This is a genomic window from Enterococcus sp. DIV2402, from assembly GCF_017426705.2.
Lineage (GTDB): Bacteria > Bacillota > Bacilli > Lactobacillales > Enterococcaceae > Enterococcus_F > Enterococcus_F lowellii.
On sequence record NZ_CP147251.1, the window covers coordinates 1,305,899 to 1,332,683 of the forward strand.

At 36.3% G+C, this 26,785-nt stretch carries 24 protein-coding genes; 22 read left to right on the forward strand and 2 right to left on the reverse strand.

Features of this window, described 5'->3' with window-relative positions; all coding sequences use genetic code 11:
* Positions 1-84 precede the first annotated feature (84 nt).
* From DOK78_RS06360 to DOK78_RS06375, 4 genes are all read left to right on the forward strand, one after another.
* Positions 85-669, forward strand: coding sequence for an MptD family putative ECF transporter S component (locus DOK78_RS06360; protein WP_207941199.1), 585 nt, complete (start codon positions 85-87; stop codon positions 667-669).
* A gap of 3 nt (positions 670-672) precedes the next feature.
* Positions 673-1,377: an energy-coupling factor transporter transmembrane component T gene (locus DOK78_RS06365; protein WP_207941197.1), complete on the forward strand. Its 705-nt coding sequence runs from the start codon at positions 673-675 to the stop codon at positions 1,375-1,377.
* Positions 1,359-2,777, forward strand: coding sequence for an ABC transporter ATP-binding protein (locus tag DOK78_RS06370; RefSeq protein WP_207941195.1), 1,419 nt, complete (start codon positions 1,359-1,361; stop codon positions 2,775-2,777). The genes DOK78_RS06365 and DOK78_RS06370 overlap by 19 nt, the downstream gene beginning before the upstream one ends.
* Before the next feature lie 202 nt (positions 2,778-2,979).
* Positions 2,980-4,536: a bifunctional metallophosphatase/5'-nucleotidase gene (locus tag DOK78_RS06375; protein ID WP_207941194.1), complete on the forward strand. Its 1,557-nt coding sequence runs from the start codon at positions 2,980-2,982 to the stop codon at positions 4,534-4,536.
* Between the two features lie 7 nt (positions 4,537-4,543).
* Here DOK78_RS06375 and DOK78_RS06380 read toward each other — a convergent pair whose 3' ends face one another.
* Positions 4,544-5,647, reverse strand: a complete 1,104-nt coding sequence (locus tag DOK78_RS06380) for an NAD(P)/FAD-dependent oxidoreductase (protein WP_207941192.1) — start codon at positions 5,645-5,647, stop codon at positions 4,544-4,546.
* A gap of 91 nt (positions 5,648-5,738) precedes the next feature.
* Between DOK78_RS06380 and DOK78_RS06385 the strand changes: the two genes are divergently transcribed.
* The 5 genes from DOK78_RS06385 to DOK78_RS06405 all read left to right on the forward strand — a co-directional run bounded on the left by DOK78_RS06385 (position 5,739) and on the right by DOK78_RS06405 (position 11,818).
* The gene (locus tag DOK78_RS06385) at positions 5,739-7,073 is read left to right on the forward strand and encodes a hypothetical protein (protein ID WP_207941191.1); all 1,335 of its coding nucleotides are present in this window, start codon (positions 5,739-5,741) and stop codon (positions 7,071-7,073) included.
* Between the two features lie 70 nt (positions 7,074-7,143).
* A complete protein-coding gene (locus DOK78_RS06390; protein WP_207941190.1) occupies positions 7,144-7,788 on the forward strand; it encodes a GntR family transcriptional regulator in 645 nt (214 codons plus the stop codon).
* A 132-nt stretch (positions 7,789-7,920) separates the two neighbouring features.
* Entirely contained in the window at positions 7,921-9,141 is a 1,221-nt protein-coding gene (locus DOK78_RS06395; RefSeq protein WP_207941189.1) for a quaternary amine ABC transporter ATP-binding protein, read from the forward strand.
* The gene (locus tag DOK78_RS06400; protein ID WP_207941188.1) at positions 9,134-10,855 is read left to right on the forward strand and encodes an ABC transporter permease/substrate binding protein; all 1,722 of its coding nucleotides are present in this window, start codon (positions 9,134-9,136) and stop codon (positions 10,853-10,855) included. Before DOK78_RS06395 ends, DOK78_RS06400 begins: the two co-directional genes overlap by 8 nt.
* A gap of 78 nt (positions 10,856-10,933) precedes the next feature.
* Entirely contained in the window at positions 10,934-11,818 is an 885-nt protein-coding gene (locus DOK78_RS06405; protein WP_207941187.1) for a glycine betaine ABC transporter substrate-binding protein, read from the forward strand.
* A gap of 25 nt (positions 11,819-11,843) precedes the next feature.
* Here the strand turns inward: DOK78_RS06405 and rnhC are convergent, their stop codons facing one another.
* Positions 11,844-12,743, reverse strand: a complete 900-nt coding sequence (gene rnhC / locus DOK78_RS06410; RefSeq protein ID WP_207941185.1) for a ribonuclease HIII — start codon at positions 12,741-12,743, stop codon at positions 11,844-11,846.
* Positions 12,744-12,906: 163 nt separating this feature from the next.
* Here rnhC and zapA point away from each other — a divergent pair, with 163 nt between their 5' ends.
* The 13 genes from zapA to DOK78_RS06475 all read left to right on the forward strand — a co-directional run bounded on the left by zapA (position 12,907) and on the right by DOK78_RS06475 (position 26,752).
* Entirely contained in the window at positions 12,907-13,347 is a 441-nt protein-coding gene (gene zapA / locus DOK78_RS06415; RefSeq protein ID WP_207941184.1) for a cell division protein ZapA, read from the forward strand.
* Positions 13,348-13,363: 16 nt separating this feature from the next.
* Positions 13,364-13,912 (forward strand): CvpA family protein, encoded by a 549-nt coding sequence (locus DOK78_RS06420; RefSeq protein WP_207941183.1) that lies wholly within the window; start codon positions 13,364-13,366, stop codon positions 13,910-13,912.
* Positions 13,913-13,996: 84 nt separating this feature from the next.
* The gene (locus tag DOK78_RS06425) at positions 13,997-16,363 is read left to right on the forward strand and encodes an endonuclease MutS2 (RefSeq protein WP_207941182.1); all 2,367 of its coding nucleotides are present in this window, start codon (positions 13,997-13,999) and stop codon (positions 16,361-16,363) included.
* Between the two features lie 81 nt (positions 16,364-16,444).
* Complete coding sequence (gene trxA, locus DOK78_RS06430) at positions 16,445-16,759, forward strand: thioredoxin (protein ID WP_207941181.1); 315 nt, start codon at positions 16,445-16,447, stop codon at positions 16,757-16,759.
* 290 nt (positions 16,760-17,049) lie between these two features.
* Positions 17,050-18,831, forward strand: coding sequence for an excinuclease ABC subunit UvrC (gene uvrC / locus DOK78_RS06435; RefSeq protein ID WP_207941180.1), 1,782 nt, complete (start codon positions 17,050-17,052; stop codon positions 18,829-18,831).
* 142 nt (positions 18,832-18,973) lie between these two features.
* On the forward strand, positions 18,974-20,473 hold the full coding sequence (locus tag DOK78_RS06440; protein WP_207941179.1) for an ABC transporter substrate-binding protein/permease: 1,500 nt from the start codon (positions 18,974-18,976) through the stop codon (positions 20,471-20,473).
* A 15-nt stretch (positions 20,474-20,488) separates the two neighbouring features.
* A complete protein-coding gene (locus DOK78_RS06445; protein WP_279381652.1) occupies positions 20,489-21,223 on the forward strand; it encodes an amino acid ABC transporter ATP-binding protein in 735 nt (244 codons plus the stop codon).
* 23 nt (positions 21,224-21,246) lie between these two features.
* Positions 21,247-22,380, forward strand: coding sequence for an aminotransferase class I/II-fold pyridoxal phosphate-dependent enzyme (locus DOK78_RS06450; protein ID WP_207941177.1), 1,134 nt, complete (start codon positions 21,247-21,249; stop codon positions 22,378-22,380).
* A 12-nt stretch (positions 22,381-22,392) separates the two neighbouring features.
* Positions 22,393-23,439, forward strand: coding sequence for an ornithine cyclodeaminase family protein (locus tag DOK78_RS06455; protein WP_207941175.1), 1,047 nt, complete (start codon positions 22,393-22,395; stop codon positions 23,437-23,439).
* Positions 23,440-23,581: 142 nt separating this feature from the next.
* A complete protein-coding gene (locus tag DOK78_RS06460) occupies positions 23,582-23,887 on the forward strand; it encodes a PadR family transcriptional regulator (protein ID WP_207941173.1) in 306 nt (101 codons plus the stop codon).
* 19 nt (positions 23,888-23,906) lie between these two features.
* Positions 23,907-24,584 carry a DUF2812 domain-containing protein gene (locus DOK78_RS06465; RefSeq protein WP_207941172.1) on the forward strand — a complete coding sequence of 226 codons (678 nt, stop codon included), beginning with the start codon at positions 23,907-23,909 and terminating at the stop codon, positions 24,582-24,584.
* A 22-nt stretch (positions 24,585-24,606) separates the two neighbouring features.
* Entirely contained in the window at positions 24,607-25,506 is a 900-nt protein-coding gene (locus DOK78_RS06470; RefSeq protein WP_207941170.1) for an ABC transporter ATP-binding protein, read from the forward strand.
* On the forward strand, positions 25,499-26,752 hold the full coding sequence (locus DOK78_RS06475) for an ABC transporter permease (RefSeq protein WP_207941168.1): 1,254 nt from the start codon (positions 25,499-25,501) through the stop codon (positions 26,750-26,752). Before DOK78_RS06470 ends, DOK78_RS06475 begins: the two co-directional genes overlap by 8 nt.
* Positions 26,753-26,785 lie beyond the last annotated feature (33 nt).

Here is a 26,785-nt window from a genome sequence, read left to right on the forward strand (position 1 = left end):
CAGTAACCATAAGCACCTTTCTAAAATGTGATATAATTTTCAATCGTGGAAGTTATTTAAAAATTTTATCTAAAGGAGCTTTCTATGAAGAAACTAAAGATGCAAGAACTTATTTTTACAGGTGTATACACAGCCATCTATTTTTTTGTGGTTGCGATTGTGATGGTTGTTTTAAAATTAGCTGTACCAGTCTTTGATTCCTTATTATTACCGGCTGCGTCAGCACTTTTTTCAGGAATTATTTATTTGTTGCTTTTACAAAAAGTACCCCGTTTTGGTGGCATATCTGTTATGGGAGGGGTATTTGGTCTACTCTTTTTAATTACTGGTCATTTTGCTTTGTCATTTATTCCTAGTTTTGTTTGTGCGATTTTGGCTGATTTTATTCAATATCGTTGGAATGCGGATGAAAAATTACGTACATTGGTTAGCTATACAGTATTTAGTTTTGGATTGACAGGACCATTATTGCCGATGTGGTTTATGAAAAATGCGTATGTGGATTCATTAATTCGCCGAGGAAAAGATGCTGACTATATTAATTATGTATTTACACCGATTACAACAACTGGTTTCGTTGTCTGTGTCGTATCAGTAATTATTTGTTCGATTGCAGGAATATATATTGGTCGTAAGCTATTAACGAAACATTTCCAAACAAAGAGGTAAACTATGCGTACAGGACTAACATTCGATCCTCGAACAAAATTATGTGTCATTTTATTTGCGAGTTTTAGCTTGATGGTTCCGCTATCGTTCATTTATGAGTGTTTATTTATGACGATTTTGTTCATTTTATTTTTAGTAATTGGAGAATGGAAAAAAGGTATCGGATATTATTCCGTGTTTTGGTTATTGGCGGGGTTGGACTATTGGATGTATCCGCAAGGGAATCAAGTGATTTTTGGGCTATTATCTTTTGTTTTGATTGGTAGTCGACGGCTGTTGCCAACATTGATGTCTGCCAGTTTTGCGATGAGTGGGACAAAAATTAGTGAGTGGATTGCAGCTTTGCAAAAATTGCGTATTCCTTTTGCTTTGATTGTTCCTTTAACCGTGTTGTTTCGTTTTTTTCCAACGTTATTTCAAGACTTTAAAAATATTCGCAAAGCCTTACGTTTTCGAGGAATTGCGATGAGTTATTGGGAAATGCTGTTACATCCACTTACAACGATGGAATATATCATCATTCCGATTTTAATGTCAGCTGATAATACAGCAATTGATTTATCTGCAACGGCTATGGTTCGCGGGTTAGGCAATGCTAAAAAACATACAAGTATTTATCCTCTGCGCTTTAAATGTCAGGATTATGTTTTAATCGTCGTACTGGTTTTATGTATAGGAGGAAGATTGTTATGGCCATCATTGAGTTAACTGATTTTTCCTTACAATATCAGGAACAGGAACTCTTGAAAAAGATTAATTTGAAAGTTCAAGTAGGAGAAATGCTTGTGCTTTGTGGAAAAAGCGGAAGTGGTAAGTCCTCACTCATTAAAGTATTTAGTGGATTAATTCCAGAGTTATATGAAGCAAAGATGCATGGTGTAGGAACTGTTTTTCAGCAATCGTTAGAAACGCGAGAATTCACCAATCATGTAGAAACGATTGGGATGGTTTTTCAAAATCCTAAGACTCAGTTTTTCACCCAAGACGTGTATTCGGAATTGGCATTTCCCATGGAAAATGTAGGGATGGCCCAACCAGAAATGGTGGAACGTGTGAAGTCGGTGGCAAAAGAATTTAACTTGACCCATTTATTAGACAAAAGTATGTTTCAACTTTCTGGTGGAGAAAAACAGCTCGTTGCATTTGGTTCTGCGTGTACCTTAGTACCAAAACTTTTTTTGTTAGATGAACCGTCGAGTAATTTGGATGAAGCAACTATTGATAATTTGCGAAATTATTTAGCTTGGTTAAAAAGTGAAGGTTTTACGATTGTGATTGCAGAACATCGGCTTTCTTATTTAATGGATAGCGCAGACCATTTTTTGTTTTTACCAGAAGGGATTCATTGGAATAAGGCCGAATTATTAGCTAAGGAATCTGCAGAAGTGGAGCAATTAGGATTACGTAGTTTGCAACCTATTACGATTCAATCCACAGAACATAACTTAGCAACAACGTCGATTCTTAGCGTAGAAAATCTAAGGTATCGCTATCCAAAGCAACAAAATGAACTGACAATTCCTCACTTAACCTTAGCAAATGATGAAATTATTGGTTTAGTAGGTAAAAATGGTTCAGGCAAATCAACACTTTCTCAATTGCTAACAGGATTATTAAAACCTAAACAAGGGAAAATTAGCTATCGTGGCCAAAAAGTATCGATGAGACAGTTAATTAAAGAAAGTTATATTGTCATGCAAGATGTGAATTTACAGCTTTTCTTTGAAACTGTCGAAAAAGAAATTACAGCTAAAGCCCAAAATTTAGAAGCATATGATGAAGTGGTAAGCTGTTTGTCATTAGAATCTTTATTACAAAGACACCCGCAAACCCTATCAGGTGGCGAAAAGCAACGGGTGGCGCTAGCTGCGGCCATTTTGTCAGGAAAAAAAATTCTAATTTTTGATGAACCAACTAGTGGTTTAGATTTAGAACGAATGAAAGAAGTTAGTCAGTTAATTCAATGGCTTCAGCAAAAAGAAGTGTTAATTGTAATTATCACACACGACAAAGAATTTCTACAGATGACTTGTCAGCGAATGTTGGAAATGGACCAAGGGAAAATTATAGCAGATCGCAAAATTATTCCTAAAAAGACTATACTATAGATTAACGCAAGATAAAGTATCCAAACTATAATGAAGTAGCTGTCCATCTCGATGGCTTCACATTTTGATAGTTTGGATACTTTTTTTGTTTAGTAAAACACAAACATTTATAAGAAAATGTAGAAACTCCCGACACTCTAAATTGCTATTGCAACTTTTTTGATTTACTATGAACAAGAAGATGGATTAAAGGGGAAGTAACATGGAATTAACAATTTTAGCAACAAGTGATATGCACGGCTATCTCATGCCAACCAACTATACAGAACGAGGGTTGGATTTGCCATTTGGGACAGCAAAAGTTGCCACAAAATTAAATGAAATACGACAAAATGCAGTTGGACCGGTTGTTTTAATTGAGAACGGTGATTTTATACAAGGATCGCCTTTAAGTTATTATGTTCGTAAACATCGACATCAAGGTGCACAAGCCATTACAAAAATTATTAATCATTTAAACTACGATGTCAGTGTATTAGGAAATCATGAATTTAATTATGGAATTGATTACTTACAAGAGGTAATTGCAAGCTATCACCATCCAGTCTTAGCCGCTAATATATTAAATGAAGCGGGTGAACCAGCATTTGGTCAGCCTTATGTAATCCTAGAAAAAGCATCAATCAAAATTGCTATCTTAGGATTGGTAACACAATACATTCCTCATTGGGAACAACCACAAATTGTTGAGAATTTAACCTTTGCAAGCGTGATCGATACAGCCAAAAAATATATTCCACAATTACGCAAAGAAGCAGATGTTGTGATTGTTGCGTATCATGGCGGTTTTGAAAAAAATCTGGAAACCGGTGAACCAACAGAACAATTGACAGGAGAAAATGAAGGCTACGATTTGTTGCAGGAAGTTGCGGGAATTGATGCATTAGTGACCGGCCATCAGCATCGAAAAATAGCCACAAAAATCAACGGTATTCCCGTTATTCAGCCAGGCTTTCAAGGCGCTTTTTTAGGAGAAATTACGTTAAAATTAGATGAAACAAAGACTATTGTGGACAGTAAAGCAAAACTCTATGCAATGGCAAATGAAAAAATAGATGAAGTGATTGCCGATGAATTGGCGGAATTAAACGAAGAAGTCGAAACTTGGTTGGATCAGCCAATGGGACATGTCAAAGGTGATATGCAGATTTGCGATGCCAATCAAGCACGAATTGTGGAGCATCCTTATATTGAATTTATCAATAAAGTACAGATGGATGCCAGCGGAGTAGATATTTCTGGTACAGCATTATTTAATAATGAAGGACGGGGCTTTAATGAAGTAATTACGATGCGTGATATTATTACGAATTATGTTTACCCTAATACACTTGCCGTCTTAGACGTAACAGGCGCAGAGTTAAAAGCAGCCTTAGAACAAAGTGCAGACCATTTTATTTTTAACCATGAGAACATTATCTTTAATCCTAAATATATTGTTCCTAAACCGCAATATTACAATTATGATATGTACGAAGGAATCGACTATGCCATTGATTTGCAACAACCTGTTGGTCAACGAATTGTAACGCTTAACTATCACGAAAAACCAATCCATGCGACGGATCGATTGGAAATTGTATTGAATCAATACCGGGCTGTGGGTGGCGGAAATTATGCAATGTATGGGGCTGAAAAAATTGTTCGTGAAATTAAAATAGATATGGCTGAACTGATTGGGGAATATCTGCGTAAACATCCAATTATTGAAGCGACAGCCAATCATAATTTTAAATTTATTAGTAAAAAACCATGCTGAAGAGGATTTAGCATGGTTTTTTGATGTAGGTGGTTAATGGTTTTTGATACTGTTCTGTTTGCCAAGTGGTTGTATTGAAATAATTCGCCAGTAGATAGCCGATATAAGGTCCTGTAGTTAGTCCCGAAGAACCTAAACCACTCGCTACTACTAGATTATTTTCTAATGGTCCAAAAAACGGAGCGAAATCTGACGTATAGGCACGAGTCCCCACCAAATAGTGTGGTGTTTGGTTCAAGAAGAAGGTGGGGTCTGTTAAAAATTTTTGGGTGCCTGAAACTAATTGTTCGAAAGCTGCTTGGGTTGGCGTCAAATCCCAACCACCCTCATTTTCATGAGTCGCGCCTAATAAAATTTTCCCGTTCATAAAAGGAATTAAGTCAGCCTCGCCATCTAACATTGCAACAGGCCAATGGTGACTTTCTTTATAAGGGGTATCAAATGCTAAGAGCTGTCCCTTTTGAGGACGAATATCCACGTCATAATCCAGATTTTTTAAGAGTGGTTGGACAAATGGTCCCGCCGTGAGCGCAACGGCATCAACTTCAAGATTATGAGTAAGGCTAGTAATTTGCCATGACTCATTTAGTGGGTGAATGGTTGCTTTCTCCCGAATAATTGTCACCCCGTTTGCTTCGGCTTGTTTGGTTGCGTGACTAAGATAGGCACGACCGTCTAAACGTCCACCACCTGAAACGTAAAGTGCAGGAGCGGGTGTTAATAAAGGCAGTTGTTGCTGTGTTTGTTCAGCTGTTAGCAGTTGAATCTCACCAATTTCTGGTGCTTCCTGTTTTCTTTCTTCGGCTAGTTCAGCTAGAGAGAGTAAACTATGTTGTTCACGTAATAATAACGTGCCACAAGTGGAATAGATTGTTTCATCTAAAGTTAAATCTTGAATTAATTTTGGGAAAAATGCTGCACCATCTTTGGCAAGCTGGTACCATTTTTTATTTCGTCTTTTGGATAACCAAGGAGAAATAATGCCCGCACTAGCACCGGTTGCTTGACCGATGCCTTCATCAAATAAAGTGACATCAAATTTGGTTGAATCTAAGTAATTAGCTAGAGTTAATCCAATAATTCCTCCGCCAATAATTGCAATTTTTTTCATGAGTGGCTCCTTTCTTCACTAGTTTTAACACAAAAGCGGTATAATATAAAGTGCTTTGTCAATTAGAAGAAATCGGAAAGGAGTAATGAAAATGACCGATTATTTAGATTTTTTTGCAGATTGGTATCCTGAATTTTTGGGAAATCAATTTTATCCAGTTCGAGCTGCTAAAACATTTACCATGAAAGAGCGTGAAGCATTGCTACACACGTTAACTAAAGAGCAGAGACATTTATTAGAACATCATCGAAAATACCGTATTCGCTCGTTGTTTTTAAAAAATAGTTATATGCAATCAACACAATGGCGTTTTTCGGAATTAAAAATTAATCCTTTTTATCCAGATACGTTTCCTGATGGAACAAAACTAATTTGTAAATGTGGAAGACCTTTAAAATTTCAATTTATTTTGCATTCTACAAAAAAAGCCCAAACAATGGCGTTAGGAATCAATCATTTTGCCGATCATTTGCATATTCCGATTGAAGTTGCCCGAGAAATTCAAAAAGGCGTCAATGAGATTGATATTGCCTTAGACGAACTATTATGGCTAAAAAAGCATCAAGTTCAATTTCCCGAACAAGTTTGGCAACGTTATTGTTATGCAGTTTTTCGTAATAATCAACTGGCAAAACCGATTCAAATGAATCAAAAACTACCGCAACGTGTCTTAGATTTCAGAAAAGCCAAGATGCCCATTTACATTGCTGACTACGAAGCCTTAGAAGCAGAAATACGTCGTGTGAATCAGCAAGCCAAAGGTGATTCCGCCCAGTTTTTAGCAAAAAAAGAGCTGTTTGAAAACTTCTATCAGGATTTTTTAGTTGATTTGCAAACAACGAATATCTACTTGGATAAATTATTTTTAACAAAGAAAAGTCAGTTGTTGTTACCAAACGATACCACTCAATCTAAACTACCACGTGAGTATTACTCAGAACTGTTGCATCAATTACAGCAAATAAACAGAGACGATCCTGAAACTTCTTTTTTAATTTTGCAACAGTTTAATGAACGAACCAACTTATTAATAGAAGAAATCATGCGAGTAGTGGTCAGTGTATATTTAAAATATGGCTTCGAACAATCATTTTTTTTAGGAATTCCTAGAATGCTGCGCAATGGGTTATTGCGAGCGATTCGTTTAGAAAAAGAGGAATATGAACAGCTTTTTACCGAAAAAATGACAGAGCTTCCCGATGTTTTTTTTGAGACGTTAACAATGTTGTTAAAAAGTCCTGAAGTTCATAAACAATCGGAAATAGTAACTAGTTATATTCATAGTATTTTAGGTGAAAATCCAGCCTACGTAACGGGTGAACAGTTATTAGATGGTGCACAGCAGCATTTTTTAGGCACATCATTCACTGAAGCATTTGCGTTGATTGACCCACGATTGCAGAAGCGACTGAAAGATTTTTTCTAGAGGAAACTTGTTTTCAGAATTAGAGATATGATACTATGCAGTTAAAATATGAGAACAAGAAGGTAGAAAAATGGAAAAAAGTATGAAACCTAAAAACAGAGTGTCACTTCCACGCTACCAGCAGATTGCCGTTGAAATTGCCGAACGGGTAGTGGAAGGGCGTTATCAAGTCGGAGAGAAAATTCATGCACGGTCAACTTTAGCCAGTAATTTCAATGTTTCCCCAGAGACTGCACGTAAGGCGATTAATGTTTTAGTAGATTTAGAAATTATGGAAGTTCGTCATGGCAGTGGTGCATATGTTTCGTCAAAAGAAAATGCTCAAAAATTTGTGGAAAAATACCGCAATGTTCAATCGGTCAAAGAAATTCAGCAAGAAATTGCAGATAGTGTGGATCGACAACGACAAGAAATCGCTAATTTTTCTGAATTAATAGACGTATTGGTGAATCAAACGAAACAAGTTCATGACATCTCACCTTTTATTCCATACGAATTAAAAATAACAGAAAAAGCCTTACATTTGGAAAAAAGCATTGTGGAATTAAATATTTGGCAGGTAACAGGCGCAACGGTTGTCGCCATTCAAACAGAAACAGAATTGTTATTGTCGCCTGGACCTTATGCAAAATTGAGTATTGGGAACATTGTTTATTTTGTTGGAAATGAGTTGAGTTTTCAACGAATGCAGAACTTTTTTTATCCAAATGAATAACGAAAACACACAATTCTAAAAAGAGTTGTGTGTTTTTTTTGACAAAGTGACCACACGATGTTACGATAGTATGGTCACTTAGGTGAGGTTTTCAGAAAAAATCATGAAATAAATGAAAAGGAGTGTTTTTGTTTGAGTAAAGTTCGTGTTGAACATCTAACAAAAGTCTTTGGGAAAAAGAGCCAACAAGCATTAGCTATGGTTAAAGAAAATAAAAGTAAAAATGAAATCGTCGAAAAAACGGGGGCAACAGTCGGGGTTTATGACGCAAGTTTTGAAGTGAACGAAGGAGAAATTTTCGTTATCATGGGATTATCTGGTAGTGGTAAATCTACATTAATCCGTTTATTGAATCGCTTAATTGAACCTTCGTCTGGAAATATCTACATTGATGGAGAAGATGTTTCAAAAATGACCAAAGAACAATTGCGTGAAGTACGTCGTCATAAAATTAACATGGTATTCCAAAACTTCGGACTATTTCCGCAACGAACGATTCTAGAAAATACTGAATATGGATTAGAAGTACGTGGCGTGGCAAAAGAAGAACGTCGCCAACGTGCCGAGCAAGCTCTAGATAATTCTGGCTTGCTATCATTTAAAGATCAATATCCAAACCAATTATCTGGTGGGATGCAACAGCGTGTAGGTTTAGCTCGCGCATTAGCTAACGATCCGGAAATTTTATTGATGGATGAGGCTTTTTCTGCACTTGATCCATTAATTCGTCGTGAAATGCAAGATGAATTATTAGAGTTACAACAAAGAGTACAAAAAACGATTATCTTTATTACACATGACTTGAATGAAGCGTTGCGTATTGGTGACCGTATTGCTTTGATGAAAGACGGTCAAATTATGCAAATTGGTACAGGAGAAGAAATTTTAACAAATCCTGCAAATGACTTTGTTCGTGAATTCGTTGAGGATGTAGATCGTTCGAAAGTATTAACTGCAGAAAACATCATGGTACCAGCTTTAACAACGAATATTGAAATTGACGGACCAAATGTTGCACTACAACGTATGCGTAAAGAAGAAGTAAGTATGTTGTTAGCAGTTGACCGTAAACGTCAATTGAAAGGTAGCTTGACAGCAGAATCTGCACGTGAAGCACGTAAAAATGAATTATCACTAAAAGAAGTCATTGATAAAAATGTGCAAAAAGTACACAAAGATACTTTGGTATCAGAAATCTTTAATTTAATTTATGATTCACCAACACCACTAGCAGTAGTGGATGATAATGATCGTTTGATGGGCGTTGTGATTCGAGGAACTGTCATTGGCGCATTAACTGACATTGAATCAAAAGATGAAACCACACACGAAGGAGTAACTACGAATGCTTAATTTTTTACAACAACCGATTCCTGTATCAGATTGGGTAACCAATGCAACTGATTGGCTAACCAATACATTCGCAGGATTATTCTCAGTTTTACAAACGATTGGACAATTTGTCATGGAAGGCATGACGAATGGTTTATTATTAGTACCACCGCTACTAATGTTATTAATTGTTACTGCAGTCGCTTATTTTATCTCAGGAAAAAAATGGGGATTAACTGCATTTACCTTTATTGGTTTATTATTTATTTATAACCAAGGTTTATGGACAGCCTTAATGAATACTGTCACATTGGTTATTATTTCAAGTTTAGTATCAATTATCATAGGTGTTCCATTAGGTATTTTAATGGCGAAAAGTGAAAAAGCTCAAAGTATTATTACACCAGTTCTTGACTTTATGCAAACAATGCCGGGATTTGTTTATTTAATTCCAGCGGTTGCTTTCTTCGGAATTGGGATGGTGCCAGGAGTATTTGCTTCTGTTATTTTCGCATTACCACCAACTGTTCGTATGACTAACTTAGGGATTCGTCAAGTACCAACTGAATTAGTTGAAGCTTCTGATTCATTTGGTGGAACAGGAAAACAAAAATTATTTAAATTAGAATTACCATTAGCTAAAAGCACAATTTTTGCCGGTATTAACCAAACAATCATGCTAGCTTTATCAATGGTTGTTATTGCATCAATGATTGGTGCACCTGGTTTAGGTCAAGGGGTCTTATCGGCTGTTCAACGTTCACAAGTAGGTAGCGGTTTTGTTAACGGTTTGGCATTAGTTGTTTTAGCGATTATTATGGATCGATTTACACAAAATATGAATCGTCCAAAAAGCAATAAAGAACCAAAAACTGCTAAACAAAAGAAAGTCATTACAGGCGCAATTATTGCGGCAATCGTCGTTTTAGTTGGCGGAACAGTCATTAGTTCAATGCTAGGTGATAAAAAAGAAACAGTAAATCTAGCTTATGTTGAATGGGACACAGAAGTTGCTTCAACGACGGTCGTTTCCGAAGTATTGAGAGACATGGGTTATGAAGTGAACATGACACCTTTAGACAATGCAATTATGTGGGAAGCTGTAGCAAATGGTGAAGCAGACGGTATGGTAGCTGCTTGGTTGCCAGGTACACATGGTACGCAATATGAAAAGTTTAAAGATAAAGTTGAAAACTTAGGGCCAAATTTAGAAGGTGGCGCACGTTTAGGTATCGTCGTTCCTTCATATATGGATGTTGATTCGATTGAAGATTTATCTGATCAAGCCAACAAAACCATTGTAGGAATTGAACCTGGTGCAGGAGTTGTTTCTGCTGCTGAAAAAACAGTGGAAGAATATCCAAATTTATCTGATTGGAATCTAATGACTTCTTCTGGTGGTGCGATGACGACAGAACTAGCTAATGCAGTGAAGAATGAAAAAGAAATCGTCATTACTGGTTGGTCTCCACATTGGATGTTTTCTCGTTATGACTTGAAGTATCTGGAAGATCCAAAAGGGACGATGGGTGGCGAAGAAAGTATTCATACAATGGTTCGTCAAGGTCTGAAAGATGATATGCCAGAAGTTTATAATGTTTTGGATAATTTCTCTTGGGAATTAGAAGATATTGAAGGTATGATGCTAGAAATCGAAAATGGTACTGATCCAGTTCAAGCAGCAAGAGACTGGATGGATGCACATGAAGAAATCGTAAATAGCTGGAAACAATAACAATTAAAAAGCTTGTAAGATAACGTAATGTTTTCCTACAAGCTTTTTATTTATAAAAGAAAGGATTGTTACACGTTTATGAAAATGAAAATAGGAAGTATGTTGGTTTTAGCCGGAACAGTATTATTAGCTGGTTGCGGGGCAGAACAAGCAACGAATACAGAAAATATCGAAGAGTTTGTTGATTATACAATTACCGGAGTTGAACCTGGCGCAGGAGTAACTGAAGCAGCACATCATACAATGGATGCTTATGAGAATTTACAGGGGTGGACCTTACAAGAAAGTTCAACCGCTGGAATGTTAGCTTCTTTGCAACAAGCGATTCGGAATGAAGAACCCATTATTATTACAGGTTGGACACCACATTGGATTTTTGAAGAATATGAGTTAAAAATGTTAGAGGATCCACAAGAGACGATGGGTGGCGCAGAGGAAATCCGAACCATTGCTCGCAAAGGATTAAAAGAAGAACAACCAGAAGCCTATCAAATTATTGATAATTTTAATTGGACACTAGAAGATATGCAAGAAGTTGTAAATAATGGGGTAGATCGACCATTTCCAGAAGTAGTAGAAGAGTGGATTACAGCCAATACTGATAAGGTTTCTGAATGGACAAAGGGTACAAAAAAAGTAGAGGGTGAAACACTTGAGTTGGTGTCAACACCTTGGGATACCGAGCGTGCGTCTTCTGAATTAATCAAACAAGTATTAGAAGGTCAAGGCTATACTGTAAAAATGACTGATGTAGAACCAGCTATTATGTTCCAAGCAGTTGCGTCTGGACAAGCCGATTTTAGTGTGGCACCATGGTTGCCATTAACGCACCAGTCATTTTATGAAAAATACAGTGATGACATTGATGATTTAGGTGCAAACTTAGTGGGTACACAAAACGGTTTTGTTGTGCCAAGCTACATGGAGATTGACTCAATCGAAGACTTACAAGCCAAACCATAAAAAAATAAGGCATCCATGCGGTGCCTTATTTTTCTGCAATTTTCTGTGCTTTTTGTGTGTTCGCAAAATGTAATTTTGCATAGTCTGATAAAAGTGATAAGCCACCTTTTTTTAAAAGTTTTGCAGCCACTTGATCGGATTTATTACCAGCACCGGATGGAAGCGTGTAACCCACTTCTTTTGACGCACGCTCTAATTCTTCTAGGAAATGTGCGCGACACAAAATAGAGGCAGCAGCAACTGCTAAGTGGTACTGTTCTCCTTTAGTAATGAAGTATAAATTTTCTGTTATTTGTGTTTTTTCCATTTGTAGATACTTACGATAGTTTTTTTCGCTTGTAAACTGATCAATTAAAATTCCCTCTGGTTTCGTGGGTGCGATTTTTTGAAGTAATAATTGAATCGCTTGATTATGCAAAGCCACTTTCATTCGTACAGCATTGTATTGTGGCTGGATTTGATTATATTTTTCAGGCGTAACAGTCAATAATTGAAAAGGGACAGCTTCTTTAATTTGCGGAGCTAATTGTCGAATTTGGGGGTCAGTTAACATTTTGGAATCCTTGACACCTAATTTTTTTAAGGTTGGCAAGATTGCTGTTTCCGCATACACAGCACAAACAATTAATGGACCAAAGTAACTACCATTGCCCACCTCGTCACTACCAATAATACTTTTTTGTGAGAAATTTTTTGGTAATTCATTGCTACTTGGAGTAGTTGTTGTTTGCCAACGATTTGCTTCTGCTTCAGCATTGCTTCCTTGAAACATCACTTTTCCTGAGATATAGGCAGTAATAGTTGTGCCGTCTTTTTTGGCAACGAAATGCGTATGTGGCACTTGCTTATTTAAGAGGTACGCTTGATAATACTCACGGACATTGGATAATTCATTTTTGGCTAATTTGATGACACTTGTACTCATAAGTTCAGTCCTTCCTGTTTTTTGATTTTAACATACAAAAAAATTATTTTGAACATGGAAAAAAATTCTTGTTTCTTTTATAATTTTAAGAAGTGTGTAAAGAAAAAAATAATATAAAGTGCTATAATAGAAAAGACTTGCAAGAATGAGGGAGCTGAAACATGTGGCGACGCAAAAGAAACGTTATAAAGCTATTATCGATAATCAAAGCTACACAATTATTGGTCCAGAAAGTTCACAGCATATGGATCGAGTCACAAAACTTGTCAATGCGCAACTGAATGAAATAAAAGCTATTTCAACACATATCGATACAGAGCAAGCAGCAATATTGTTGGCAATCAATGCAATTTCTGATCAATTGAAAAAACAAGAACAACTTCTTTTGCTTAAAAAGAAAAATGAAGAACTCCAACAAAAGGCAATCCGCGTTGTCGAATTGGAAAATCGGATTCAACGAATTGAAGCAATCGAAGTCGAAGCCAAAGAAGTTCTTGAACGAACAGGACAGTCAGATAAAAAAATTCGGAATCACGTTGAAGCTCAACAAATTTTGAATGAAGAACGCAAACGAACGATACAGCAAAAAGCCTCACAGGGGTAGCAGAAAGGATACTTGAATGATTGGATTTTTACTCTTTTTAATTCTACTTTTCGCTTTTTATGAAGGTGCTAGAAGAAGAACTACTTTACAATTGGTTTATTTTGGAGGTTTTGTTCTCTCTTATTGGGTTGCAAAACATTTTTACCAACCACTGGGGGAGAAATTGGAATTGTACGTTCCATATTTATCTGTTTCGCCAGACACTAAAATGGTTTTTTATAGCCAAGAACTGTCGTTTGATTTAGATCAAGCCTATTATGCAGGAGTGGCGTTTATTACTTTAATGGTTCTCGGTTGGTTAGTTACAAAACTAATTGGCGTAATCTTAAGAGATTTACGTTTTAGAAATAGTTTATTTGAATATGATTGGGTGGTTGCAGGTGTTTTGAATGTGATGATTGTCTACACATTTATTTTCTTAGTTTTATTCCTGTTAACAACTATTCCATTCGATGCTATCCAACAGTTATTTGAAAAGAGTGGATCAATGAGGTTTATCATTGAAAAATCTCCATTCCTATCAAAACCATTCTATCAACTATGGATCACAGATATTATTCGCTAAAAAAGTAGAGCAGCTGTGTTGTTAATCAACCCTGCTCTCTTTTATTGGCAACAAAATGAATGAAGAAATGTAGGTGAATAATGAATGAATAAACGGATTTTAGAAACACTAGAGTTCAATCAAGTAAAACAACAGATTTCGCAATATTTAGTGACTGCCCAAGGACAAGAAGAATTGCGTGATTTATTGCCCGTAACAGATATACAAGTCATTACTGCTTGGTTAGAAGAAACAGAAGATGGGATTAAAGCGCAACGTCTGCGTGGCGGAATCCCTGTACCTAAAATTGAAAATATTCGTCCCCATATGAAACGAATTGAGATTGGGGCGGATTTGAATGGTATCGAATTAGCACAAGTCTCACGAGTTTTATCAACAACGAATGAAGTCAAACGTTTTTTAGAAGATTTACGTGATAGCGAAATTGAATTTCAACGTTTGTACGATTGGGAAGAACAGCTGACGACGTTACCTGAATTAAGTCGTCGATTAAAAACCGCAATTGATGAAGATGGACGTGTGACTGACGATGCTTCATCCGAATTACGAATCATTCGTGGCAATATTCGTCGTAGTGAACAAACGATTCGAGAGAGTCTTGATAATATTGTCCGTGGAAGTAATGCTCGTTATTTAAGTGACGCGATTGTTACTATGCGTAATGAACGTTATGTAATTCCTGTAAAACAAGAATATCGTGGGATTTTTGGAGGTGTTGTTCATGATCAAAGTGCTTCAGGACAAACCTTATTTATTGAACCTCGTCAAATTGTCGAATTAAATAATCGATTGCGTCAGCACCAAATTGCAGAGCGTAATGAAATTTCTCGTATTTTATCTGAATTGTCTGCGGAATTAGTTCCGTATCGTAAAGATATTCTTCATAATGCGTATGTTATTGGAAAATTTGATTTTATGAACGGAAAAGCACGCTTTGCAAAAGAACTAAAAGCTGTTGTTCCAGCGATTAGTGAAGAAAATCATGTCTTCTTTAAACAAGCGCGTCATCCATTAATCGATCAAGAAAAAGTCGTAGCAAATGATATTTTGATTGGAGACGAGTATCAAGCAGTGGTAATCACCGGTCCGAATACAGGTGGTAAAACAATTACTTTAAAAACACTAGGTTTACTACAATTAATGGGGCAATCTGGTTTGCCTATTCCTGTTGATGAAGAAAGTCAAATGGGAATTTTTAAAGAAATTTTTGCCGATATTGGCGATGAACAATCAATTGAGCAGAGTTTGTCTACATTCTCTTCACATATGACCAATATCGTTGCGATTTTAGATAAGGTAGATAGTGACAGCTTAGTTTTGTTTGATGAATTAGGTGCGGGGACTGACCCTCAAGAAGGGGCAGCTTTAGCCATTGCAATTTTAGATGAAATTGGAGCAAAGTCTGCTTATGTCATGGCAACAACGCATTATCCTGAATTAAAAGTCTATGGTTATAACCGATCTAAAACAGTGAACGCTTCAATGGAATTTGATGTGGATACGTTAAGTCCAACTTATCGTTTACTAATCGGTGTTCCAGGCCGTAGTAATGCCTTTGAGATTTCAAAACGACTTGGCTTGACAGGTCACATTATTGATGCGGCCAAACAAATTATGGACGGCGAAAGTCAAGATTTGAACGACATGATTGCCGACTTAGAAAATCGTCGTAAAATGGCCGAAACAGAATATTTGGAAGTTCGTCAATATGTTGATGAAGCCCAACGCTTGCATAAAGAATTACAGGATGCGTATGGTTATTTCTTTGAAGAACGTGAAAAAGAACTAGCGAAAGCGCGTCAAAAAGCCAATCAAATTGTAGAAGAAGCGAAAGAAGAATCCGAGAAAATTATCTCAGATATTCGTAAGATGCAATTAACAGGTGGACAAGCTCGCGTAAAAGAACATGAGTTAATTGATGCTAAAACACGTCTTTCCGATTTACATCAAGAAGAAAACCATTTGAAGAAAAACAAAGTCTTGAAAAAAGCCAAACAAGCGAAAAAGTTAAAAGCAGGCGATGAAGTTCTAGTAACTTCTTATGGACAACGTGGTGAATTGATTAAGCAAACCTCAAATGGACAATGGGAAGTTCAACTAGGCATTCTAAAAATGAAAGTTGATGAAGCAGATATTCAACCTGTTGCCCCTGTAAAAGAACCGGTTCAACGAATTGTGAATACTGTTCGTTCAGCAGATAGTTCTCATGTCTCCAATCAATTAGATTTACGTGGCAAACGTTACGAAGAAGCGTTAAATGAAGTCGACCAATATTTAGATGCCGCAATTTTAGCTGGTTATCCCCAAGTAACAGTCGTTCATGGAAAGGGAACCGGTGCTTTACGCCAAGGAATCATTGAGTATCTAAAAAATCATCGCAGTGTAAAAAGTTATGAATTTGCTCCAGCAAACCAAGGTGGTAATGGAGCAACAATCGTGAAATTTAAATAACTTATCAAGAGTAAGCAAGATAGTTTTCAAGTGTAAATGAAGATGCTATACTTTTGATATTGAATATTGGAGGTTACAAAAATGGCAAAAAATATTACAGATGCAACATTCGCTGAAGAAACAGATAAAGGTTTAGTATTAATTGACTTTTGGGCAACTTGGTGTGGACCTTGCCGTATGCAAGCACCAATTTTAGAACAATTAGCTGAAAATTATGATGAAGATGAATTCAAAATCGTAAAAATGGATGTTGATGAAAACCCAGAAACACCTGCATCATTTGGTGTAATGAGCATTCCAACATTAATCTTGAAAAAAGACGGCCAAGTCGTTGATAAAGCAATCGGTGTCCAAACAAAAGAACAAATCGAAGCAATGATTGCACCACACATGTAAGAAAGAGAACCTGAGATGTATGACACATCTCAGGTTTTTTACTGCGAATCACTATGATTCGCCGACTGGAAGGAGAGCGAGAATAGCTGATGAGCAGTACTAGTCGAACGAAGCGAGAGTAGTTACCCGTAAGGAATCACTATGATTCGCCGACTGAAAGGAGAGCGAGAATAGCTATTATTTTACTCTATCACAGCAAGCGTTAAACAAATTTACATAAAACTAAAACACTACGAACGGATGTTCCGATGTGCTATAATAATACAGAAAGAACGGAGGATGTCGTTTGCATGAATGAGCAAATTAAAAATAAATTAGCCTTATTACCTGATCAACCTGGATGTTATTTGATGAAAGATAAAAATGGCACGATTATTTATGTCGGAAAAGCGAAAATTTTAAAAAATCGTGTCCGTTCTTATTTTACCGGAAGTCATGATACCAAGACGGAGCGTTTAGTCAGTGAAATTGAAGATTTTGAATATATTGTAACGGAATCTAACATTGAAGCATTGTTGTTGGAGATTAATCTAATTAAGAAAAATGATCCTAAATACAATATCATGTTAAAAGATGATAAAACGTATCCGTTTATTAAAATTACGAACGAAGCTTATCCACGACTGTTAATTACTCGTAAAGTTTTAAAAGATAAAGCACTTTATTTTGGCCCGTATCCTGATGTGCGTGCGGCAAATGAAACGAAAAAATTATTAGATCGGTTATTTCCCTTACGCAAATGTAAAGTATTGCCGAAAGAAGTTTGCTTATATTATCATATGGGACAATGTTTGGCACCGTGTGTCTTTGATGTACCTAAAGAAACTTACACAGAGATGGTGAAAGAAATCAAGCAGTTTTTAAGTGGCGGCCATAGTCAGATTCAAGCTGATTTAGAAGCTAAAATGAATGATGCTGCAATGAATATGGAATTTGAAAAAGCTGCGGAATACCGTGATCAAATTCGAGCGATTGAAACTGTTATGACTCGCCAAAAAATGACTCAAACAGATTTGATGGACCGAGATGTGTTTGGTTATTCAGTAGATAAAGGCTGGATGTGTGTACAGGTATTTTTTGTACGCCAAGGAAAGTTAATTGAACGCGATGTGTCTATTTTCCCTTTTTATAATGAAGCAAGCGAAGATTTTCTAACGTATATTGGTCAATTTTACCAAGAAAATGAACATATTATTCCCAAAGAAGTCTTGATTCCGGATGACATTGATCAAGAAAGTGTGCAAGCACTACTGGAAACAAAAATTTTACAGCCCAAACGTGGCGAAAAGAAGAAACTCGTCGAATTAGCGAGCAAAAATGCCAAGGTTGCTTTATCTGAGAAATTTGATTTAATCCAACGCAAGGAAGAACGAACGATTGGTGCTGTTGAGAAATTGGGCAATGTCATGGGCATTCCGACGCCAACACGGATTGAAGCATTTGATAACTCAAATATTATGGGAACGGATCCGGTTTCGGCAATGGTTGTTTTTATTGATGGGAAACCTGCTAAAAATGAATATCGTAAATATAAAATTAAAACGGTCAAAGGTCCCGATGATTATGCGTCCATGCGTGAAGTGATTTATCGCCGATATGCTCGTGTTTTAAAAGAAAATCTGCCATTCCCCGATTTGATTATCATTGATGGTGGCAAAGGACAAGTAGATGTTGCGAGAGATGTGTTAGAAAATCAATTAGGTTTAGATATTCCAATTGCTGGTTTAGCCAAGAATGATAAACACAAAACGAGTGAAATGTTATTTGGTTCCGAATTAGCAGTGGTGCCTTTAGAACGTAATTCAGCGGAATTCTTTTTACTTCAGCGGATTCAAGATGAAGTGCATCGGTTTGCAATTACTTTCCATCGCCAACTACGTAGCAAAAATAGTTTTTCATCTCGTTTAGACGGAATTGAGGGCTTAGGACCTAAACGAAAGAAAATGTTATTAAAAGAATTTAAATCTCTGAAAAAAATTCAAGAAGCAACAATAGAAGAGCTACGAGCACATGGATTACCAGAAAAAGTTGCTCAAAATGTCTATCATGAATTACATCAAGAAGAAAGCTAGCTTTTGAAGCTGGCTTTTTTTTTTCTTGGCAAAAATTCAGAAAATTAAAACATTTCCTTGAAAAAGTTGTTGAAAATGAACTATAATACGAGGAAGGAAAATGAATAATTATAAAAATATTCATTAATTAGGAGGTTTACCTATGAGAAAAAAGGTAATTGGTTTAATAGGTATGTTAGTGGTTTTTCTACCTATGTTATGGAGTGTAGATGTTTTTGCACAGACAGATGATTCATTACAAAAAGTCTTAGATCGTGGGACATTAATAGTAGGAACATCAGCAGATAATCCACCCAAAGAATACATTCGTATGAACAATGGGAAAGAAGAGATTGTTGGATTTGATATTGATATTGCTAAGAAAATTGCTGAAGAATTAGGTGTAGAATTAGAAATTACCAATATGAAATTTGATGGATTGGTACCAAGTGTTCAAGCGGGTGAATTTGATATGGCCTTAGCTGGATTTAATCCGACACCTGAACGAAAAGAAGTTATTAGTTTTTCAGATAGTTATCATAATTTGCCTTTTGTTATTTTGACAACTAAAGATAAGGAAGAGCAGTTTACGTCACTTGACTCACTAACAGGCAAAGAAGTAGCGGCTCAAAAAGGTTCAACACAAGAAACAATTTTACATGACTACATTGGTCATGCACATCCAGTTTCTTTAGGGAAGTTGCCTGAAGTAATTGCCGAAATCAATGCTGGAACGGTTGATGCGGGCGTTGTGGGTTACTTAGCTGCACGAAATTATTTGGATATTTATCCGAATCTTGTGATTGCTGATATTGAAATTGAGGTACCAGAAGAAAAAACAGCACAATCAATTGCTTTTCCAAAAGAAAGTCAAACATTGATTACGGAAGTCAATCGAATTATTGCTGATATGCAAGAAGAAGGCTTGATTGAAGAACTTCTCGAAAAAAATATTGAAGAAGCCAAAGCAGGCGATATCGATTCACGGAGTACCTTGCAAATTTATGGCCCACTTTTCTTAAAAGGTGCGTTGACCACAATAGGTGTAGCTTTTGTCTGTGTGATTGCAGGAACATTATTAGGAATATTGGTGGCATTATTACGTCTATCAACGAATAAGATTATCAGTAGTATTGCTTATTTTTATATTCAAGTCCTACGAGGCACACCAGCCTTGCTACAAGTCTTTATCTTTTATTTTGGTCTATCTACGTTACTGAAAATCCCAGCGATTCATATTTGGGATATTAATATTGCTCGATTGATTCCAGGATGTATTGCATTATCCATTAATTCAAGTGCGTATGTTGCTGAGATTATTCGTTCAGGAATCAATGCAGTGGATAGTGGACAAATGGAAGCCGGCTATTCACTTGGCTTAGATCGCCGAACAACAATGAAAGAAATCATTTTGCCGCAAGCAATCCGTAACATTCTACCCGCTTTAGGAAATGAATTTGTATCGATGATTAAAGAGACTTCACTTCTATCAGTAATTGCCGTATCCGAATTAATGTTTGTTGCCGATACCGTTAAAGCAGCAACTTATCGTACAATGGAATCATTATTGATTGCAGCCGTTATTTACTTCATTATTACATGGAGTGTTTCTTGGTTAGTCTCACGATTTGAAAAAAGACTAGCCCGTTCATCAAAAATTTAGAAGGAGATGAAAGAAATGACAGAGTTGATTAAAGTAGTTGATTTGCATAAAGCATTTGGTGATAACCAAGTATTAAATGGAATTGATACAACCATCCAAAAAGGAGAAGTTGTTGTAGTCATCGGTCCTTCTGGTTCAGGAAAGAGTACCTTTTTACGTTGTTTAAATTTATTAGAAGTGCCGACAAAAGGGTCGATTATTTTTGAAAATCAAGAATTAACTGATCCAAAAATTGATATTTTTAAAGTTCGCGAAAAATTAGGAATGGTTTTCCAATCCTTCAATTTATTTCCTCATAAAACAGTAATGGAAAATATTTGTTTAGCACCGGTAAAAGTTGGCTTGCGAACACCTGACCAAGCAAAAGAAAATGGGATGCGTTTATTGAATCAAGTGGGTCTAGCTGAAAAAGCTGATGCGTATCCTAATTCATTATCTGGTGGACAAAAACAACGGATTGCGATTGCTCGAGCACTTGCAATGGATCCAGATGTGATGTTGTTTGATGAACCTACTTCTGCCTTAGACCCTGAAATGGTTGGCGAAGTATTAAATGTTATGAAAGATTTAGCTAAAGCTGGAATGACAATGGTAATTGTGACGCATGAAATGGGATTTGCCAAAGAAGTGGGCGACCGCGTATTATTTATGGATGGCGGGAAAATTGTTGAAGAAGGAACACCAGAAGCATTATTCGATCAACCATCTCATCCAAGAACCATTGATTTCTTGAGTAAAGTATTACATTAATTAAAGATTGGAAGTAATAAAACATGTATATTAAACCATTTGGCGTTGAACGCTGGTTAAACATTTATGAAACGGAAGTGGATTATAATTTAACAAGTACATCGATTATGCCATTTTCGTTACAAGAATTAATTCAACTAACTGGTGAAGATGAACAAAAAATAAAAGAAGATATTTTCTCACGTAAATTAAATTATGGTGTTATTGAAGGTCATCCCGATTATCGTGCTGGAATTGCACAACTTTATGATACTATCTCTCAAGAGCAAGTTATCTCAACACATGGTGGAGTGGGAGCTTCGCATTTGACGATGGTGACGGTGATTGAACCTGGTGATCATGTAGTAGCAATTTTACCTGCGTACCAACAAATCTATTCTGTTCCCGAATCAATTGGTGCAAAAGTGGATTATCTGTTTTTAGAAGCGACCCCGACAGGATATACCATCGATTTGGATAAATTAGCTGCATTAACGACTGATCAGACCAAAGCAATTGTGTTTAATAATCCTAATAATCCTACAGGCGATGTGGTGAGTGACGAACATTTACAACAAATGGTAACCATTGCCCGTCAACATGATGCGTATCTGATTTGTGATGAAGCCTATCGTGGGCTAACTCACAATGTTGGTTTTTCGGCATCAGTGGCTGATTTATACGAAAAAGGAATAAGTTTGGGAAGCATGTCGAAAGCCTTTGCCTTAGCTGGTTTGCGTTTAGGTTGGATTGCTTCTCAAGATCAGTCATTTATGGAAGCTGTTCACATTCATCGTGATTACACGATGATTAGTAATGGTGGAATTGATGAATACATTGCGGCACTAGCGTTAAAACATAAAGATGTGGTACATCAACGAAATATGGCGATTACAACTGCGCGTGCTGAAATGTTTACAAAATGGATTGATAGTGAGCCTAAATTATCATGTACACCATTTAAAGGTGGTACGGTGGCATTGCCTTCATACGAAAGTTCACTGAATTCTGAAGAGTTTTGCCGTCGAGTGATTGAAGAGCAAAGTGTTTTATTAATGCCCGGTTTTGTTTTTGATTTAGAAAAATGTTTTCGTATGGGTTATGCCAGAGAACCAGAAGAGCGTATGATTGCTGGTTTGGAACGTTTATCTGATTTTCTTGCAAAATTAGATAAATAAAGGAGAATTATTGTGAGTAAAATTCGTGTATTAAGTCAACAAATGGTGCAACAAGTGTTGTCACCAAAACAAACTATTGCGACAGTTGAAAAAGTATATCGTAGTAAAGCTTTGGAAAACAGCACTCTATGGCCGATGATTTTTTATGAATTTGAACCAGGTGTCGCTGACATGGATATCAAATCGGGTTACATGAAAGAATTAGCCATTTACGGCTTGAAATTAGTTTCTTGGTATGGTGAAAATCCGAAGAAAAATCTACCTGCTTTATACGGAACCACAATGCTATTTGATAGCGAAACAGGACAACCGATTGGCTTAGTGGATGCAGGATATATTACAGGTGTCCGTACAGGTGCTGCGGGGGCCATTGGTAGTAAATGGTTAGCCAGAGAAGACGCAACGACTTTGTTAATGGCTGGCACAGGACACTTGGCATTGTTTGAAATTCTTAGTCATATGATTGCAGTCCCTCGAATTCAAAAAGTGATTATAAGTAGTCCACGTGATTCAGATTCAGCAGAAAATTTTGCGACAACTTGTCGCAAGCAGCTGTTGAATTTAGTTGAGTCGAGTCCCTTGATTGACGAGCTACCTGAAATAATTGAGCATATTCAAACAATTGAGATTGTGGCGTTGCCATTAAAAGAGGCTGTGCCAATCAGTGAGATTATTGTGACTGCGACACCTGCTAAAGAGCCTTTTATCAAAAAAGAATGGCTTCAACCAGGGACCCACATTAGCTGTATGGGAGCTGACATGGGTGGCAAGCAAGAAATTGAAACGGCTATTATAGAATCAGCTCGGATTTTTGTCGATGACTTGAATCAATCGATGACGGTTGGGGAATTAGAAATACCTATTCAAAGTGGCAAAGTGCAACCTGAACAACTAACCGAAATTGGGCATTTATTGTTAGGACAAGTAGCTGGGCGGCAATCAGCCGAAGAAATTACAGTTTTTGATTCAACAGGAATTGCTTTACAAGACTTAGCAGTGACAAAACAAATTTTAGACACTGCAGCAGAAAAAAATATCGGACAAGTCGTCGAATTATAAACCAAAGCTAGCAATCTTTTGAAAGATTGCTAGTTTTTTTGGTATTTTTCCTCATGTTAGTTGTCAATTGACAAAAAATATATCACTTGCTACTATATCATTAAGTGATATATCGGATGATGATATAGGTGAGGTGATTAAGATGGATGAAACATTAACAGATTCCACCTATTTAATTTTATTAGCTTTATTAAAACCGCAACATGGTTATGCCATTATGAAGGAAATAACTGTTTTAACAGAAGGAAAAGTTGAGATTGGACCTGCAAGTATGTATACCATCTTAAAAAAACTAGTCAAAAGTGAATGGATTCGATTAGAAGAAAGCTCGGATCGTAAAAAGATTTATCATATCACACCAAAAGGAATTGATGTGTTAAAAAAAGAAGTCCAACGACGAAAAATATTTTATCAAGCAGGTGCAAAAATGTTGGAACAATTTGATTAGTGTTGGGAGGGGATTGACGTTGAAGCAGAAATATTTATATAGCTTAGGTGTTAGCTTTTATGCAGAAAAAGAAATGTTAAGGCTGGCTAAGCAAGCACGTAAAGGATGGCAATTTGTCAAAATGAACCAATTAGGATTTTTGGTTTTTGAAAAAGCACCCATTCAAGAGAAACAATTTGCGATTGATTTTTATACAGGAAATCAAACACAAGAAGAAATAGATGAGTATTTAGAAATGTATGAAGCCAGTGGTTGGACCTATTTAAGCAATTATCACAAAAGATATTTCTATTTTATGGCTGACCCAGACACGCCTAATATTTTTTCGGACAAAGCAAGTTATGCAGAACGTCTAGAAGTAGAGCAAAAATGGCTGTTTAAAAATTCATTTAAAACAACTATCGTAGGGGTTATTATCTTAGCGTTAGTAACTATTTTGTTATCTTACCAACTTGTAGAAAAGAATTTTTTTAGCGGTCTTTTTATCGGAGCTGGAATAGGATTATTTTTCTTTCCACTTATTTATTTTATCGGAGGACGTTTAATGCGTTGGCGATATAAAGATCGTTCAGAATTTTTTAGCAATCCCGAAGCATTTGCTAAGAAGCAGCGTTTTTGGTTAGATACATTATTTAACTTATTATTAGGTGCGATTCTTGGTGGATTAATCGGTTTTATTTTTGGGTATTTTTTCTGAGAGAACTAGAGGAGGAGTTAATATGTTAGAAGCAAAGCATTTAGTCAAAAAATTTGGCGAATACAAGGCAGTCGATGATTTGTCGTTTCAAATTCAAGATGGCGAAATTATGGGATTAATCGGACAAAATGGCGCGGGAAAAACGACGACTTTTCGTTTGATTTTAGACTTTTTACGAGCAGATCGTGGGGAAGTCTTATGGAATGGGCAACCATTAAGTGCCAAAGATTACAATGTAATTGGTTATTTACCAGAAGAACGCGGATTATATCCGAAAGTTTCGATTCAAGATCAATTAATTTATTTTGCTAAATTAAGAGGAAAAACTAAAAAAGAAATTGAACCTAAAATTGATGAATGGATGGATAAATTTCAAGTAAAGGGAAAAAAGACGGATAAAATTAAATCTTTGTCGAAAGGAAATCAGCAAAAAGTGCAATTGATTTCTACCTTAATTCATGAACCTAAATTAGTCATTTTAGATGAACCGTTTAGTGGCTTGGATCCAGTAAATGCGGAACTTTTAAAAGACGGTATTATCGAATTAAAATCAAAGGGCTCATGCGTTATTTTTTCAAGTCATAATATGGATAATGTGGAAAAAATATGTGATCATTTGATTATGTTACGTAATGGTGCGATGGTTTTAAACGGGAAAGTTCATGAAATACGTGAATCATTTGGACGAACCAAAGTTTTTTTGGAATCTAGTCTAAACAAAGAGTCTATTGAACAAATGAAGGATATTCAACAAGTTAAAACACGTGAAGATGGCTCGTTGGAGATTACTTTAAGCAACCCTGAAGCTGGTAAAGAATTATTCAATCTAGCAACCGCAGATGGTTATATTCCAATGTTTAATCAACAACCACCGACGCTAGAAGAAATCTTTAAATTGAAAGCAGGTGACATCAATGAATAAATTTTGGGTGATTGCAAGCGATGTTTACAAAAAGAATGTAAAATCAGTCTCATTTTTTATTATGTTACTGGTACCATTTATTATTGGCGGATTGGCTTATGCAGGTGGGCAATTTGCTAGTCGTGCAAGCGATGTTGATAAAATTGCGATAGTTTCTGATCAACAAGAGTTAGCTGAAGCGATGGCTCAAACAGCAAACGAGGCGTATAAGTTTGTGGTTTTAGATTCCCAAGCAGATGCGGAAAAACAAATGAGTGAAGAAAAAATCGATGCCTTTCTTGTATTACATGCAACAGATACTACGGTTAAGGGAGAGTTGTTCAGTGAATCCAGTTTAGGACAAGCAACTGAATTAACCTTACAACAAATTTTATCTAGTATTCAAGGCTCTGCTCGCGCACAACAATTAGGTTTAACCACTGAACAAGTAGCAAGTCTTAATCAACCAGCCGAATTTACGAAGCAAAAAGTAAACTTTGACGACAATGGTAAAATGATGATTGGGGAAGACAATAGTGCCGTCCAATACATTATTAGTTTTGGTGGGACGATTCTTTTATTTGTTTTTATCATGACCTATGCGGGAATTATTGCTCAAGAGATTGCTTCTGAAAAAGGCACTCGTATCATGGAGGTAATCTTATCAAGTACACGCGCACAAACACATTTTTATGGTAAATTATTTGGAATTTTATTAGTTGCCTTAACACAAATGGTGGTTTATGCAGTAGCTTTTGCCATTAGTTATAATTGGGTAAAAGATATGGAAGTGGTAAAAACATTCTTAGCCAACATTTCATTGCAAGCTATTTTAGGCAACTTTTTAATCTTTACATTAATTTTTGTTTTATTAGGTATTTTCATTTATGCTGTTTTAGCAGCTCTATGTGGCTCATTAGTCAATAAAGCAGAAGATACCTCGAAAGTTATTTTACCAGTTACGTATCTATCATTAGGTGGTTATATGCTTGGAATCATGTTGGGCGCAATGGATCCTAATAATATTGTGATTCGTGTGACCTCATACATTCCGTTCTTATCGTCTTACATTATGCCAATTCGCTTGGCAAATGAGACAGTTGGTATTGGCAGTGCGTTAATTTCGGTAGCAATTTTAATCGTTGCAACGATTGCGTTAACACTTGGTTGTGCCAAAATGTATAAATCAAATGTATTAGTTTATAATGATAACGGTATTCTAGCGACATTGAAACAATCATTCCGTTTAATGAAAAGTCAAAATTAATTGAAAAAGAAGCGATAAACACAAGATGGAACT